Genomic DNA, 15,858 nt, shown 5'->3' with positions numbered 1-15,858 from the left:
GGCCGCTACAATGCGGCTTTTCCCACATTGATCAAATGGAGTTCGAGATGAAAAAAACCGCCTTGGCTGCAACCTTGCTGCTGGCCTGTGCAACTGTGTTTGCCAAACCTTATCCGAAGTATGACGTGGTTAAAAGCGTATTGCACGATCAGGGTTTCGACGGTGATGCGGCGGATAAAATCCGTGAGGATTTGGCCGACCATGCGGGGGAGTATCCGCCTAAATTCGATAATGAGGCCGATAGGAAACGTGCCGAAAAAGATGCGGTTACATTGGCCCGCCTTTACAGCGGCCTGATTGAACAAAAAATCGTGACAGAAAAACAGCCTGAGCGATACCGTTCCGTGTTGCACAGCATCGCGCGGTTAAGTTGGATTGCCCACAATCTGGATGTGCCCGGTGCCGCCGCCAAGGCCGACCAACATTATCGGATGCTGCTGGCCGCGTTGCCTCAGAAACAGCGTGCGGGCATACTGGGCGAATATGGCGGTTTCCTTGCCTCGGTAGGCCAAACGGATGCGGCTGTCAAAATGCTGAACGAAGCGGTACAGGGCGGCAGCGAGCGTTCCCGTCTTCCTTTAGGCATGGCTTTGCTGTCTCAAGGTAAAAAGGCGGAATCCCTGAAACAATTGCGCGCTTATGCGAAGAAATATCCTCAGGACGAACGTGCTGCCAAATTTATCGACGCAGTGGAAAACGGCAGGTTTGAAGTGAAACGCACGGAGATGCCGAAACGCTGATGTGTGCAGTTTAAAGGCCGTCTGAAAACAGGGGATGCGGTTTGCCGCCGCTGTTTTTTTCAGACGGCCTTTGCGTAGGGCGGGCATGGCATGGCTGTGTCGTGCTTGTTATTTCAATTTTCAGATGTAGTGAAAACAAGTAAACCTGTTGTCAGTATAAGGAGTTTATAGTGAAGGATGTTTTTCATAACGTTACACAAAAGATTTTAAATTTAAATTTTTATATCTTTATTGCTGTAATTGTGCTTAATTTTTTAATATTTACCAAAGTAATAAATTTCAATTTTAATTATCTTTTAAAAAATGAATTAATTGTTACTCTTGTAAACAATTCTTCATTTCCAAGAATAACCAGTGACTCCTTACAGTTTACTCTTTTAATCAGTTTGTTTTTATTTATTATTAATGTATTTTTAAGTATCTTTCTAGCTTTGTATTATTTAAGCAATAAGGAAAATTCATTTTTTAATAAAATTAAAAATGATAATGAAATTTTATATATACTTGGTTTCACGGTAATAGATCCTATTAGGTTTCATAAATTATCAGATCAGAAATCTATTCTTTTTAAAGTAGCATCGTTGTTTTTTGTTATTTTGACGCTTTTTGCTGCTTTAGAGTGGTTTATTTGGTTTGGCGTTCCGTTTGTACCATTTTGGCTATTCAAGCTTATTTCAAATTATCAATTTTTCTTATTCTTATGGAACATTTTCTTGGTTATAGCGATAGACTTTGTCTGTCCAAGCATGATAGGACTATCAATTGTTCTTATTTATTCAATTTTTAGGCCAACAAGTGATGGGGCATGCGTGGAACAGAAGTGATAATAAAAAAGCTTTCATTGAAGGTTTGTCATGGCTCGGAGAGGCAGCGGGAGTAATTGCTGTGTTGCAGTTGATCCCCTGTTTGGAGGCGTGGGTAGCATAGTTGGTGATGGAACGGGTTATCAGCTGCTTTTTGATGATTGCCGCCGAATGATTGGATATGAAACAAGCCGTCTGAAAACATTTTCAGACGGCTTGTTTGTATGGAAAAGCAAGAAAAGCGGTTTATTTGTTGGCTGCTTTGGCAATGGCGGCGCCGGTGTTGCCGATGGCGGCTTTGGCTGCCGGTGCTTTCATACCGCGTTCTTGGCGTACTTTGGCAATCATTTCGTCTACTTTTTTCATGGAGACGTTCCAGTCGTTGCCTGCAAAACGCATCATGTATTTGCCGCCGACAATTACGGTAGGCGTCCCTTCTATATTCATTTCAACGGTTAGGTCGGCCATTTGTTTGGCTTGAGCCTGGTTGCCGAAAGAATCATAGGCGGCAATCAGTTTCGCACCGTCGAAAGAAGTTTGCGCAGCTGCCCATTTTTTAAAGGTCGCGCTGTCAGCCAAGTTGATTTTTTCTTCGTAGAAGGCGCGGAATATCGGCAGATTGGCCTGATATTTCATGTTGCTGCTGTTTACAGCCGCCGCTACGCGGGCCAAGCCCATCATTTCGGGTTGCCAAACGACGTGCAGCGGGCGCAGGTAGGTGTCGGAAGCCCATTTCTTGCTGTGTTTCTGCATGACGGGTTCGAGGTGGTAGCAGTGGACGCAGAAATAGCCGAAGAATTCGGTTACTTCGATTTTGCTGCTTTGGAGTTGGGGTAAGGGTTTGCTGAGGACGGTGTAGTCTTTGCCTTCAACCAATTCGGCTTGTGCAGAGGCAGCAAATGCTAGAGCCAGTACGCCGGCCAACAGGGTATGTTTTGTTTTCACGATGATGTTTCCTTGGTAAGACGGGTTTATCGGGCGGGGCGGACGAAGCTGTCTATCCCGTTGTTTTGCAGTTTGCCGCGTGCGTCGGCCGCTTGGGCTTTGTCCAGCGGGGCGGTTTGGACGCGGTACATGGTTTTGCCTTGTACGGAAGCTTCGGCAATTTCGGCTTGAACGCCTGCCGCAGCCAATTTGGCGCGTTGGATTTCGGCTTTGTCGCGGCTGCCGTATGCGCCTGCCTGGACGATGACGGATTGGCTGCCGCCTTTACTGTTTTCGGATGGGGCGGGTTTGCCCGCCTGTCCGCTCAGTGCGGCCTGCGCTTTGCGGCGTTCGGCTTCGCGTTGCCTTTTACCCGCCTGGCCGTTCAATATTTGCTCGGGGGTAAGTTTGTCGTTTTGGTTTTTGTCTTTATCCGCCTGTTTGCGGTTGTCAGCTTTGTGTTTGCGCTCCGTTGTGCGATCCGTTGGCGGCGGGGGCGCGGGTTTGTCTTCCGGTTTTTCCGGTTCGTCGACCCGAGTCTGTTTCGGCTCTTCGGGCGGATTGACGGTTTCGGCCGGCTCGATCGGTTCGATTTTTTCTTGGGATGCGGGCTCCTGCTGCGGCGGTGCGGCAGGCGGAGGTGCGGGTTGTTTCGGTGTCAGGACTTCGGGAGGGGGAAGTTCTTTTTCGACAATCGGGTCTTTGAAGTCGCGTTTGCGGTTATTTTCCAGCACGTAAACCAGGCCGCCGATAATCAGTGTGGCCAGGAGGAGGCCGATAATGAAGCCGGTAAAGCCTTTGCCGTATGGTTTCTCTGTTTTCATAAACTACCTTTTTGTTGATGTACGGGCCGTCTGAAAACGGCGGGACGTATTCTAGCAAATATTCAGACGGCCTGTATCCGTCATTTTCCCCAGTTGCGGAAACTTTACCGTAGCGGGATGCAGGCTTGCCCGCCGTGCCGGTTCGGTTTCGCGTTTTGTATCGGTTTCTTATTGATTTCTCTATAATCCCGCCATGTACGCCGCGTTTGCGGATTTCAGGATGTGGATTTATGACTTTTTCCCTTGTAAACAGCCGGGCTTTGTACGGCATGGACGCGCCTTTGGTGGAGGTGGAAACCCATTTGGCCAACGGTTTGCCCGCATTCAATATTGTCGGCTTGCCGGATACCGAGGTAAAGGAAAGCCGCGACCGTGTGCGGGCGGCGATTATTCAGAGCGGGTTTGATTTTCCGGCCAAAAAAATCACCGTCAATCTGGCTCCGGCCGATTTGCCCAAAGAGTCGGGCCGTTTCGATTTGCCGATAGCGGTCGGTATTTTGGCGGCTTCGGGTCAGGTGGCGGCGGATAAGTTGGACGGATACGAATTTGCCGGCGAATTGGCGTTGTCCGGCCTGCTCAGGCCGGTGCGCGGTGCGTTGGCTATGGCTTGGCAGGGAATGAGGGCAGGGCGCGCCTTCGTGCTGCCGGCGGAAAATGCCGCGCAGGCGGCAGCTTTGAAGGGTGTCGGCGCGTTCGGGGCCGTATCGTTGGGGCAGGTGGCCGCGCATTTGAACGGTATCGAAATGCTGCCTCCTGCCAAGTCTTCGGTGTCTTTGAGGCCGTCTAAAAATGCCGCACAACCTGATTTGGCCGATGTCAAAGGGCAGCATACGGCGCGGATGGCATTGGAAATCGCAGCGGCCGGGGGCCACAGCCTTTTGATGACGGGGCCGCCGGGAACGGGCAAGTCGATGCTGGCGCAGCGGCTGCCCGGCATTATGCCGCCCTTGGATGATGAAGAGTTGGTGGCGGTGTGGGCCTTACAGTCGCTGTTGTCCCAACAGGGCGAAGGGCAGTCGGCCAAGAGGCCGTTTAGAAGCCCCCATCACAGCGCGAGTACGGTGGCTTTGGTGGGCGGCGGTAACAGCTGTGGTATTCAGAATAATCTGACACAAATCAGAAATAGGTGACACAAAATGATGCTCACCTATCCCTATACAATCAAAAATCCTGTTACGTCTACCTTCTCACTGGCGAAGCTGTCACCGAACCGGCCCTATCTGCTTTGGTGGTATGCCGCCTTGGTAAAAGGTTCGGAATCGGGTCAAAATAATCTGCAAGTGCTTTTCAGAGAAATTCTGGATCGAACTTATACCGGCTTGGAGTTGGGGAAGATTGTGAAAGAAATTCTCCCGCTTCCCCTTTTAGGGCAGTACCGTATTGGTTCTATCTGGATAAACGGCAAGTCTGTTAAAGAAGTCCATTACCCTGTTGTTGAATTCAAAGTATCATTTACAGAGGGATGCTGGCGTTATAAAACCTTCAATGCCCAGTCTAAGTTGGGCAAGCAAAATGACCCTTTCCCTCTTGATCTTTACCCTTTGCTGTACGGTGCAAATGATTTTAGTCGGCTGATTGAGTTTGATTTGGATAATGGTGGCAAGCTGGTATTGAACGGTACGGATTTCTTCCGGGCAGCTTACGGCCACTCGCCCGAACTCAAACGCATTTTGACAAGCTACCCTTATCAAATCAAACCTCCGAGCCAAGGAGACAGCATCCTGAGTCTGTTATTACCGCCTTTCCCTTCGCATTTGAAGCCTTCGGGAAATTTGGACGTTTTGCAGCCTTCCCACAAGTTTGTGAAGCAAGATGCGGTATTTTTGGCTCACTTGAAGCGAGATGCGCATACGAAACAAGTGGTTCATGAATTTGCAAATAATTGCTTCAAATCTTTTTTCAATCAAAGTAAAAAAGGCTCTATTCCATTTGTTTTCCTCGCTCCTGAGCCGTGGCACACCCATCCCGATGTGACTATTCGGGTGCGTGGTATTCCATTCGATAATCAAAAAAGTTTTCTCGGGCTGAACATTCTCGGTATTTCTGACCCGCCCGGTCCGGACATCATGTGGTGGAAAAAAAGCATGGCTTCCGGAAGCGGCTCAGGGGGCGAACCGGTCATTATTCGCAGGACGGTTAAGCTGTCTGAAGTGCCGGTTAGTGCCACGTTTACAGCAAGTTGGGACGCTGCCAATCTTGCCTTGCCTCTACATAATCAGTTAATCGGGGATAAGCGTAATATCGTGACGGCGAAAGATCAGGATGTCGGTGTCGGTGGCGGAAAGGTTGTTCCAATAGACAACATACCAGGATCAGGCTCTACATTGCCGGCAAAAGGAACCGGCACCAGTGTAGGCGGAATAGTCGGTCAGGGAATGGAAACCAAGCCGCTACGATATGAGCAGATGTGGCTGGAAGCCCAAGAATTGAAGCGACAGGGGCTAATCACAGAAGTCGAATGGCTGAATGGCACGGCATTTGAAACCAGACCAGACATAGGTATTATCAAGATTGCCGGAAATACAGGGACCACTCCACCAGTAGTGGGTGCTTTTGTTATGCGCCTGACGCTATCAGGTGGTAAGCAGCTGGTATGCATTGAACTGATAGGAAGAAACGGTAAAGAAGATTTTACTGGCTTAATGGTTGAAGTAAATGAGATGGTCAGCACTTTACCACGCTGGGTTAACTGGGTATTGCGTGAGGTAGTTAAACATGCCGGTGTATTCAACAAGTTCATAAAGAAAAGCTTATACACTCATTACAAGGTGTACAAGCATGGGGAAGAAGGGCGTAATACGGTGGAGAGAGTCATGAGAGAGCTTTAACTTTAATAATGAATGGGGCTGACGTAGATTAGCAGTTATGCTAGGCTACGAAAATGCAGATAACCAATTGAGACCTTTGCAAAATCCCTCTAAAATCCCCTAAATTACCATCAAGACATTTAGGGGATTTCTCATGAGCACCTTCTTCCGGCAAACCGCCCAAGCCATGATCGCCAAACACATCGATCGCTTCCCACTATTGAAGTTGGATCAGGTGATTGATTGGCAACCGATCGAACAATACCTGAATCGTCAAAGAACCCGTTACCTTAGAGACCACCGCGGCCGTCCCGCCTATTCCCTGTTGTCTATGTTCAAAGCCGTCCTGCTCGGACAATGGCACAGCCTCTCCGATCCCGAACTCGAACACAGCCTCATCACCCGCATCGATTTCAACCTGTTTTACCGTTTTGACGAACTGAGCATCCCCGATTACAGCACCTTATGCCGCTACCGCAACTGGCTGGCGCAAGACGACACCCTGTCCGAATTGCTGGAACTGATTAACCGACAACTGGCCGAAAAAAACCTAAAATTAGAGAAGGCATCCGCCGCCGTCGTTGACGCCACCATTATTCAGACCGCTGGCAGCAAACAACGTCAGGCCATAGAAGTCGATGAAGAAGGACAAGTCAGCGGCCAAACCACACCGAGTAAGGATAAAGATGCCCGCTGGACAAAGAAAAACGGCCTCTACAAACTCGGTTACAAACAACATACTCGTACCGATGAGGAAGGCTATATCGAGAAACTGCATATCACCCCCGCCAATACCCATGAGTGCAACCATCTGTCCCCTTTGTTGGAAGGCATTCCTGCGCGACCTCCCTGCCGTGCAGTATTTCGACGACAAGCAAAATGTTATCGTTGGCAACAGCACGGAAGATGCGGCTGCAAAAGTTCGGGCGAGATTGGCGGCATTGAACCAATGAGCTTTTATTTTAGAAATGAATTTTCAGGTAGCCTAGAACTGTCCAGACTACCTGAAAATAGCCAGTATAACAAAAGGACGGGTTTTCAATCCGTCCTTTCCGCATCAGCAATAACCGCTTTGGCTGTCGGCAGGCTGGTCGTGCGTTATCAACACATCGGGGTCGTGTTTGTTTTTCAGGCAGTCTTTAACAAAGCGGCGCAGGGTTTGCCGTTCATATTCCTGAATAAATTCGCCGTGCGGCCGCTGTTTCCTATCGCCAATGCGCCCGATGCCGAGAATTTCCAGCGACTCGCCATCCTTCTGCAACACAAACGGCTCGCCCGTTTTCAGCACCCAAACGCGCCGGTACGCATCAATCGGAAAAGCAGCCTGCACGCTTTGCCGCTCCAATTCATCCAAAAAATCATGGTCTTCATGATTGCCGCGCACGCAGAGCATATTGAGGTTGAGCCGCTCGAGGAATTGGGCGATCGGCGGCTTGGCGTGTACAAAGTCATCCATAAAGCCCAATTCATCGCGGTCCCTTGCCGCATGACGCAGCGTGGCCTTGTCCATACGGCTCTTATCCGGGAATGCGCCCATATCGCCGCATTGGACAATTAAGTCTATGGATTTGCCGGTGGTTTGCTGGTAGTGGTGCGCCAGCTTGAATGGGAGCAGGAATTTGCCGTGGATGTCGGCGAACAGGGCAAGGCGGATCATGGGAACGGTTGCAATTGAGTGATGGAAACAAAACGCAGAGACGGCGGCGTGTCGGTTAATTGGAAAAATATTTGGTGTTATCCTAGATAAGCAGGGAAATTTAATGGGGCTGTACTAGATTAGCCTTAAATTCCACACCACTCCCGCAGGATTTTTAGCTGCTGAGATGGTGTGCCGAAGTTAAATCGAAATTCGCATTCTTTCAAGAACAGCGGAAAAGATTTGCGATCGATTCCGTTGTATTTTCGCAAGACGCGTTTTGCCTGATTCCAAAAATTCTCAATGCCGTTAATGTAGTTTTGACGGTCTGTAAATTCCTTGGAATGGTTGATGCGGTGATGGGTAAAACCGCTCACGTCCAACTTGTCGTAGCTGCTCAGACTATCGGTATAAACAATACTGTCCGGCATGATTTTCTTTTTGATGACAGGGAGTAACGTTTCAGACTTGGCATTATCTACGACAACGGTATAGACCCGTCCGTTGCGTTTCAGAGTGCCAAAGACAACCACTTTTCCTGCCGCACCGCGACCACGTCTGCCTTTACGCCGTCCGACGAAATAGCTTTCGTCCAACTCGACAGAGCCCTCAAAAACCTCATCGGTAGCCAAGGCCAAATGATAGCTGATGACCATACGGATTTTGCGGTAGAACAGAATGGCGGAGTTGGGCTGAATGTCCAAAATATCGGCAGCGGAACGGGCGGTAACTTGGAGTACAAAAAATTCAAGCAGTTTCTTTTGAGTTCTCTTGCTTAATTTACAATTGGTTATCTGTATTTTTGTAGCCTAGCATAACTGCTAATCTACGTCAGCCCCTTCGTCAAAGCTCCAGCCATACATGACCAAACTCTCTCCGAGGCTGGGCAAAACCTCTTCGTACACGTTCGTCAGGTAGTGGCTCCGACGAATTGCGGCAATTTTCTGCTTGCTGGTTCCCTCGCTAACAAACACGGGCACGTAGTTCCCGGATGACCACCTGAGCGTGATCGTGTCTAGCAGGTCGCCTGCGGCTCCCGCGTCAACAGCGAGCTTTGTCTCATCACCAAGGTAGTCACGCGCAACCGCAAGACTGCCGTGAGGGTAGAAAACCAATGTTGCGCCTGCAGCCTGTCCATAGGGTCTCCGTAGATATTCCAAATCCGTTTGCCCCCCGTCGTGGAACGCGTCATTGAACCAACTCCCATGCGCCGCATTGAGCAGCAGCATAGCCCAGTACAAGGTGAGGTCGTAGTTCAGGCTGACGCCAGTTGGAAATACGCTCGCAAACGCACTGGTCTGCTGTAGGTCGGTGGCAACATCGGCATGCACCGGATGCACACTGTGCACCGCTTCGATCAGCGCTGTGCATATTTCCGAGTAGGCAGGACGGCGTCCACAATGCCACGTTGACGTGCTCGAAATCAGTTGTCCAGAGCTTGGCGAATATTGGAGCAGTGGGGACAAGCAATCCTTTTGCATCAGCAATGCCATGGAGTGTGGGGTTTGCAAACTCCTTGTGGATGGCGATGCTGGCGCCGTTGCCCAGAACGAGAGAGCTCCAACCTTCAGCGCTGATGTGTGCCCAAGTGTCGATATCGATTCTGTCCATAATCTTCACGGCGCGTCATTGTGGGTTGATCTCGCCATGCGAGTCGCCACAGCTATGCAACCCATCCAATGCCGCACGATCCGGTCTCGTGCAGCCATTCGTGGCCGCACACTTTGCAGCGGTAGTAAGCCTCATCGGCAGCGCCCATCATCGACGAGACCTTTCTGCCATCCTTGTACTCGAGATTTGCATGAGGCTTGGTGCTTCGCGACGCACCAATCAAAGCCTTGCAGTCATCGCACATCGGCGCAGGTGGTGATGCATTACTCATGTTGATAGACCTCCATCATCAGACGTCGGTTGGTGTCGTCTTCCAGACTTCCTGCGCTAGCGCGATGAGCAGCGCGTGGCGCTTCTCGATAGACGCGGCATTCCACGCAGGAAAAGCCTCCAGCTTGGCGTTGATCCGGGAAATCGATGTGTTCTGGCCGACCTCGGTCAGCGCCACCAGACTGCGCGTCAGGTAGTTGCCGCTCTTGCCGTACTCAGTCTGCTTCGCCTTGTAGAAGTCATTGCCTGCAACGATGTTGATCGGCTTCCCGAGCAACAGGCTTTCGATCCTCGTCGCCTTCCCGGACTTTCTGCCATACCGACGATTGCACATAAGCTTCGGAAAGCAGCTCTACTTCATCGTCCGAAAGTGTCTTCGCTATCTCAGGATCGAGGGGAATACGTTCCGGTGTCTCATCAGATTCCAACGCCAGGCTGCCTATGCTGGTGAGGAAGTTTCTGATCTGATCGATGGCCTCCGCAGGCTCCAGCTTTTCGAAGTCAGTCATATCTCGTACCCGAAGCGGGTACAGATAGATGCGGCCAATCGATGTCTCAACCTCGGCAACGGGCTTCGACTTCAGCAGTAGCTTCAGCGATTTTTTCTTCGGCTCGTCGCCATGCGGTTGCTTCGATTCCGTCATTGACCAAGTTCCGTTTTCATATCGTGCTGCGCAAAGCGACGAACTGGTTACTCGGGCCTTCCGACCGGAGGTCGAGGCTCGGGCTGTTCGACGCCACGTAGGCCAGGGGCCGCGTCAAGTTGAACGGGAACAGCACGGGCAGCGACTGCAGACTGGGTACTGAAACGGGCTTACCTGCGTAGCGCACAGCAGCTTCGATCAGCCAAGCAGTGAGCGCATCGTTGTCGATGCTCGTCTGTGGCAAGCGAATGACCCGCTTGCCTTTTTCGACCCGCTCCACGGCGCCCCAACTCGCCTGGCTTTGGATGACCATGTTGGTCATACGCCGGGTGCCTTCGCGCTCCCCATAGGTTTCACTCATGCGCCGATGGACCTCGGCGGACGCGCAGTCGCCCTGAATCGCGGACAGGCGGCCCACCAGCTCGGCTACCTTCCCAAAGAACGGGTACGTCGCCACGGACATGCCCCAGCACAGTGCTGAGATGGGAGTGTCCGGCTGCGTCTGGTGGATGGCCACGCCGCGATCGGCGTACTCGACCAATTCGGCGCGTGGCTCCAGCCACAGCCGATTCAGCACGGTGCGTGTTTTCTTCTTGGCTTCCAAGCCAAGCTCGGCTGCATCGAGCAGTGCATTCAGATCATTTAGCCCAGCCACGCCCGCACGAACATTCAGTGCCGCAGCCGCCCAATCAAGCTGAATGAACCGATCAAAGCCTATTTTTGGGGCTGATGAATTCATTCGGTACCAATCACATAACTGACTTTCACAAAGGGCACGATCAACTCTTCGACCGACACCCCGCCGTGGACTACCACCTGCTCACCCTCCGGCACAAAGGCGGTTCGTCCGCCTGCGAATAGGGGCATGAAGTTCGCGGGCAGTCCAGCGATGTCCAACCTGACTGTGGTGGGATAGGCCGCAGCAGAATCGGCCAGCAGTGGCTCACTCCGGTAGACCCGAACGCGCTCGCCGCGCGTCTCGGCAATCACACCTTGGTTGGGTCTGCCGACGCCGGTGGACTCTACGTTGCCGTGGTCCGCCGTGAGATAGATGTGGTATCCCTTGTCCAGCAGCAGCGAGAAAAGCCGGTCGACGAAACCAGTCGTCAACCAGTTCCCGATCCACATCGCCACGTCCTTCTTGGACCGCTCCTTGTGGAGCCGATCGTCCACCTCATCGATGACCAGGCCCACCACCTTCGGTCGACGGTCATTCAAATCCACTTCAAGTGCGTCTAGCTGATGGGTCTGACGTAGCGCACGTCGATACATCACCTCATTCGCGTTGACGCCTTCGTTCTGCCAGAACGTCTTCCACAAGGATTCCTCCTTGTCCGTCCGGTCGATGGAGTCGTCGAACTCACGCGGTTTCAATCCAGAAAACAGCGCCTGGCGCGATACCGATGTCACGGTCGGCAGCCATGCGAATGCGGTTCCCTCATCGAACGCGAAGCGCTTGGTGGTGGCAATCAGGCGCTCCCGGATCTGCACCCACTGGTCGAAGGCCAACCCGTCGAATACCAGCAATGCGACCTTGGTTTCCCCTGCGGACCGCCGATGGCGCAAGAAGCGTGGCACGTGGTGCACCATCACCGGGCCTTTGGTCACTGGTTGCAGGATCAGGTCGGCGTAATGCTTGGCTGCGACCCAGGCTTGCAGATGCTCGTCCGATTGCGCCTGCAAGGTCTTGATCCGTTCCCGAATCACGGGTAGGTGTTCGCTGCCTTCCGTGCCGGGCAGGCTATGCGTGCGAGCCAGGATCTCGCCGTAGCGCTTGGCGAACTCGCTCCAGTCCTTGTGCGAGGAGGCGGCTGTTGGGGTCGTCTCGATCAGGCCATCGATGCCTTTGAGCACCAAAGCCTGCAATGCAGCGGGGTCCTGGACGATGCCGGCCTTGATCCAACTCGGCATCCCCGCCAGAACATTGTGCGCCGCGAGCGGACTCAAGCTGCCGTCGAGGAACATGGAGTCGACCAGCACCTGCACATCGGAGTGATCGAACGGAATCTCGATCTTTGCGACGTAGTCCGGTGGCGGAGGTTCGCCAGTTCGGGTGCCATCCAGCCCCAGGTTTTTCAGGTAGCGATACCACGCGTCCTGCACGACGCGCAGCAGCGCACTCTTGGATGCCAGCCATGTGGCGACGGGTTGGTCGACGAGCAGCCCCTTGCCTTGAATGATGCCTGCCGTGTGTTGAGCAAACAGAGGTGGCAACGAGCGGTTGGCGAAGTGCATGCGCAGCAGCTCGCGCCAGAAGTCGACCGGGTTGCGAATGGATCTCGGCGTCAGTTGGTAGACGTGTTCGAGAATGAAGTCCTTGGACTCGTTCTCGCCGCGCGCTGACTGCAATTCGGTCTGGTGGGCATGAAACAGCCCGGCAAAATGCTCCGGCTCGACTTGCTGTACCGCGCTGTATGCCAGTCTGGGGAAGAGCTCCGCAAGGCTTAATCGAACCACACGTCCGTGGTGCACGATGTCCCAAGGCAGCGCATTCGCGTCGGCGCTGCGCAGATGCAGAACCAGCGAAGGCGCTGGCCCCGGTTCACCGCAATCCCAGGCTGCGCGATAGCGTTCCTCGTATTCAGCACGGAAGGCGAACGGGTCTTCGTACAGCATGACCTCGAAGCCGCGACCGCGCAGTTCGGACAACAGCTTTTCGTCCAGCAGCACATCGTCGGGGTCGCACGCCACCCACAGCCGGGTGAGATCGGCCGTGAAGTGGCTGAGAATGCGTTCTGACCACTGGCTCATCCCACCTGTCCTCCGGGCATCACATCGCCGGAGACGCGCACCATCATCACGGCATTCAAATCCGGCACGCTGGCCTCCATCTCGTCCAGGGCGGCCATGCGTGCATCGTGTTCTTGTTGCAGCCGCTTGCGCCGGTGCTCACGCACGGCGGGTAAGCCAATTCGTCCAATGGCCTGACCTCGGACCTCGAACGCATACAGCGCACGTTCGCGCTCTTCTTTCAGCCGGGCGCGGTGTTCGGTCAGCAGCTCGGTGAAGATCCGTTCACCCTGGGTACTGGCAGCCACATGCGATGCCTCGAACCACCTCACCGACTCCTCGGAACCCGTCACGGCATGCACGTCTACGGTTTCAGTGAGCAGCAGATCCCAGACGCGCTTGGCGGTCGGCACGAAGGGCCGGCCTTCCTCGTTGATGAACACCGGCAGGAAGCGCTTCCGGCTCAGGCCTTCAGCCGCCAAACTGATCTCCCACAGCGACCAGATGCCGCGTACCGAGTCCGGAAGACCTGTCACGCGGATCACCGGCAGCGGCTGGCCAGCGACAAAGCGCGGCAGCTCGCTGATCACAGCACGGGCGCGTGGGTCTTCCATCGTGACCCATTCCAACTCCGGGTTCTCATCCGCAGTGCGGGCGTCAAAGCAGGCCTGCGCCGATTCGCTGCCGTCTGCCCACTTCACCCGCCATGCATTGCCCGCCTTGATGGCGGAGCCACCGCGCGCTGCCAACCCGCTGGTGATGGCGCGCTCCAGCCAGAACTGTGCTGGGTGGTCACGCCACTTACGGACATCGTCGGCATCCAGATCATGTTCAGTAGTGAGCAGATCGCTATTCTTCTTCGACTCTACCAGGGTGGAGCGCAGTTGCGACACCACCGCGTCGCACTCCTGTTCGATGGCATCAGGGTTCTGCAGACCGTGGACGAACAGCTCGTCGAAGATCGGATCGGTCTCAACCGAATCCATCACATCAGCCGCCTTGTCGACGCCAAACTCCTGTGCGATGACCTCGAGCTTTTCTTCCAGCACCTGGCGCACGCGGTGCTCCACGGTGTCTTCGAGCACGAAGTTGATGGCACGCACCACGTGCTTTTGTCCGATACGGTCTACCCGGCCAATGCGCTGCTCGATCCGCATCGGGTTCCACGGCATGTCGAAGTTGACGATGACATGGCAGAACTGCAGGTTCAGACCTTCACCACCGGCATCCGTTGATATCAGCACGCGCACGTCTTTGGAGAACGCCTGCTGCGCACGCGTGCGCGCTTCCAGGTCCATGCTGCCGTTGAGCGTCGTCACCGAGAAACCTCGGCTCTCCAGGAAATCGGCCAGCATCGCTTGGGTGGGCACGAACTCGGTGAAGATCAGTACCTTCAGCGCCGGGTCGCCTTCCTCCTGCTGCAGCTTGTAGATCAGCTCCAGCAGCGCCTCAGCCTTGGCATCGGTTCCTGCGGCCTCGGTTTCCCGCGCCAGCTCCAGCAGCATCTCGACTTCGGACTTCTCCAGCTCCCAGCCGCTGGACTGCATGGCCAGATCCACCTGGGACTGGCCGTCCAGGTCCGCCCACTCGTCGGCGCTGGTGTTCTCGAACAGGTTGGCTTGCGGTTGCGGCGCATCGAGCAGGGCCTGGCGCTTTTCCAGTGTGGTGCGGATGGCTGCCGTACTGGACGTCACCAGCCGCTGCATCAGGATCATCAGGAAGCCGATGTGGCGCTGCTTGTCCACCATGGCCTGGTTGTAGCCGTGGCGCACATAGTCGGTCACGACTTCGTACAGGTGCTGCTGCGCGCCGTGTCGGGCCTGCCAGGCCACGGCCTGCAGCCGGGTCACGCGGGGCTTGAACAGCGGTTGCCCCTCGGCGTTGATGGACACACGCTTCTCGGTGCGGATCACAAAGGGCCGCACCCGGTCGCGGCTGACGCTGCTTTCATCGGGGAAAGCTTCGCGGTCCAGCAACTGCATCAGCCGCATGAACTGGTCGGTCTTGCCCTGGTGCGGCGTGGCCGACAGTAGCAAGAGATAGGGCGAGGCTTCGGCCAGCGCCGCGCCCAGCTTGTAGCGGGCCACCTGTTCGGTGCTGCCGCCCATGCGGTGGGCTTCGTCGATGATGACCAGATCCCACGACGCTGAGATCAGGTCTTCGAAGCGCTCGCGGTTGTATGTGTTGAGTTGCTCCAGGCTCCAGCCACGACGGCCCTCCAGCGGCTTCACCGAATCCAGCGAGCAGATCACCTGGTCGTGCACGCGCCACAGGTTCTCTTCCTCTCCCGCGCCGCCGCTGCGCCACTGCCGGAAGGCAGCAAGCTCGGACGGCTCGATGAACTGGAATTTCTCGCCGAAGTGCAGGCGCATTTCCGCCTGCCACTGGCGCACCAGCCCCTTGGGCGCCACCACCAGGATGCGCTTCACCCGGCCGCGCAACTTCAATTCGCGCAGCACCAAGCCGGCCTCGATGGTCTTGCCAAGGCCCACCTCATCGGCCAGCAGGTAACGGATGCGGTCGCGGCTGATGGCGCGGTTCAGCGCATAGAGCTGGTGCGGCAGCGGCACCACGCTGGACTGGATCGGTGCCAGCAGCAGGTTGTCCTCCAGCGCATCCAGCAGCTTGGCTGCCGCCGTGGTGTGCAGGATCTGCTCCACGCTCGGGCGCACGCTTTCCAGCGAGGCCAAGTCCACCGAGCGCGCTCGCACCACCGCGTCCTTGGCTGGCAGCCAGACGCGGTAGGCAATCTCGCCCCAGACATCTTGGCGCTCGACTACGCGGCACGCAGTAGCCTGCCGGGAGAACCAGCACCAGTCACCTATGGAAAATCCTGACAGAAACTTCACGACTCAAATCCGGGATCAGT

13 protein-coding genes and 2 pseudogenes are annotated in these 15,858 nt (G+C 54.5%); 5 read left to right on the top strand and 10 right to left on the bottom strand.

All coding sequences use genetic code 11. The features are described 5' to 3' along the window. Positions 1 to 47 precede the first annotated feature (47 nt). Positions 48 to 740, top strand: coding sequence for a tetratricopeptide repeat protein (locus BM261_RS03835; protein ID WP_074895344.1), 693 nt, complete (start codon positions 48 to 50; stop codon positions 738 to 740). A 170-nt stretch (positions 741 to 910) separates the two neighbouring features. Then, on the top strand, positions 911 to 1,564 hold the full coding sequence (locus tag BM261_RS03830) for a hypothetical protein (protein WP_074895342.1): 654 nt from the start codon (positions 911 to 913) through the stop codon (positions 1,562 to 1,564). 225 nt (positions 1,565 to 1,789) lie between these two features. Here BM261_RS03830 and BM261_RS03825 read toward each other — a convergent pair whose 3' ends face one another. Together BM261_RS03825 and BM261_RS03820 are read right to left on the bottom strand one after the other, a co-directional pair. Beyond that, entirely contained in the window at positions 1,790 to 2,488 is a 699-nt protein-coding gene (locus BM261_RS03825) for a thiol:disulfide interchange protein DsbA/DsbL (RefSeq protein ID WP_074895340.1), read from the bottom strand. Positions 2,489 to 2,514: 26 nt separating this feature from the next. Continuing rightward, a complete protein-coding gene (locus tag BM261_RS03820) occupies positions 2,515 to 3,291 on the bottom strand; it encodes an SPOR domain-containing protein (protein ID WP_074895338.1) in 777 nt (258 codons plus the stop codon). A gap of 230 nt (positions 3,292 to 3,521) precedes the next feature. On the opposite strand from BM261_RS03820, the pseudogene BM261_RS03815 reads away from it, so the two are divergent. The 3 genes and pseudogenes from BM261_RS03815 to BM261_RS03805 form a co-directional block, all read left to right on the top strand. Continuing rightward, positions 3,522 to 4,376: pseudogene (locus BM261_RS03815) on the top strand (YifB family Mg chelatase-like AAA ATPase); the annotation flags it as partial. Between the two features lie 51 nt (positions 4,377 to 4,427). Further along, positions 4,428 to 6,119 (top strand): hypothetical protein, encoded by a 1,692-nt coding sequence (locus BM261_RS03810; RefSeq protein ID WP_074895334.1) that lies wholly within the window; start codon positions 4,428 to 4,430, stop codon positions 6,117 to 6,119. Positions 6,120 to 6,252: 133 nt separating this feature from the next. After that, positions 6,253 to 6,936 (top strand): annotated as a pseudogene (locus tag BM261_RS03805) (IS5 family transposase); the annotation flags it as partial. 219 nt (positions 6,937 to 7,155) lie between these two features. On the opposite strand, the gene BM261_RS03795 reads toward BM261_RS03805, so the two are convergent. From BM261_RS03795 to BM261_RS03760, 8 genes are all read right to left on the bottom strand, one after another. After that, the gene (locus tag BM261_RS03795; RefSeq protein WP_240317936.1) at positions 7,156 to 7,755 is read right to left on the bottom strand and encodes a metallophosphoesterase family protein; all 600 of its coding nucleotides are present in this window, start codon (positions 7,753 to 7,755) and stop codon (positions 7,156 to 7,158) included. A 125-nt stretch (positions 7,756 to 7,880) separates the two neighbouring features. Beyond that, complete coding sequence (locus tag BM261_RS03790; RefSeq protein ID WP_074895332.1) at positions 7,881 to 8,534, bottom strand: IS1595 family transposase; 654 nt, start codon at positions 8,532 to 8,534, stop codon at positions 7,881 to 7,883. 21 nt (positions 8,535 to 8,555) lie between these two features. Beyond that, positions 8,556 to 9,227 carry a DUF4917 family protein gene (locus BM261_RS12860; protein WP_074895330.1) on the bottom strand — a complete coding sequence of 224 codons (672 nt, stop codon included), beginning with the start codon at positions 9,225 to 9,227 and terminating at the stop codon, positions 8,556 to 8,558. A 407-nt stretch (positions 9,228 to 9,634) separates the two neighbouring features. Then, positions 9,635 to 9,892 (bottom strand): DUF1524 domain-containing protein, encoded by a 258-nt coding sequence (locus BM261_RS03780; protein ID WP_240317859.1) that lies wholly within the window; start codon positions 9,890 to 9,892, stop codon positions 9,635 to 9,637. Beyond that, on the bottom strand, positions 9,855 to 10,259 hold the full coding sequence (locus BM261_RS03775; protein WP_174888220.1) for a hypothetical protein: 405 nt from the start codon (positions 10,257 to 10,259) through the stop codon (positions 9,855 to 9,857). Before BM261_RS03775 ends, BM261_RS03780 begins: the two co-directional genes overlap by 38 nt. A 16-nt stretch (positions 10,260 to 10,275) precedes the next feature. Then, the gene (locus BM261_RS03770; protein ID WP_074895328.1) at positions 10,276 to 10,998 is read right to left on the bottom strand and encodes a hypothetical protein; all 723 of its coding nucleotides are present in this window, start codon (positions 10,996 to 10,998) and stop codon (positions 10,276 to 10,278) included. After that, positions 10,995 to 13,010, bottom strand: a complete 2,016-nt coding sequence (gene pglZ, locus BM261_RS03765; protein ID WP_074895326.1) for a BREX-3 system phosphatase PglZ — start codon at positions 13,008 to 13,010, stop codon at positions 10,995 to 10,997. Before pglZ ends, BM261_RS03770 begins: the two co-directional genes overlap by 4 nt. After that, positions 13,007 to 15,838, bottom strand: coding sequence for a DEAD/DEAH box helicase (locus tag BM261_RS03760; RefSeq protein WP_205277211.1), 2,832 nt, complete (start codon positions 15,836 to 15,838; stop codon positions 13,007 to 13,009). Before BM261_RS03760 ends, pglZ begins: the two co-directional genes overlap by 4 nt. Positions 15,839 to 15,858: the final 20 nt, after the last annotated feature.

Source organism: Neisseria elongata subsp. elongata (assembly GCF_900113545.1).
In the GTDB taxonomy this organism is placed as follows: Bacteria; Pseudomonadota; Gammaproteobacteria; order Burkholderiales; family Neisseriaceae; genus Neisseria; species Neisseria elongata.
Note: the sequence above shows the minus strand (reverse complement) of the source record. Positions and strands in the feature narration are given on the sequence as shown.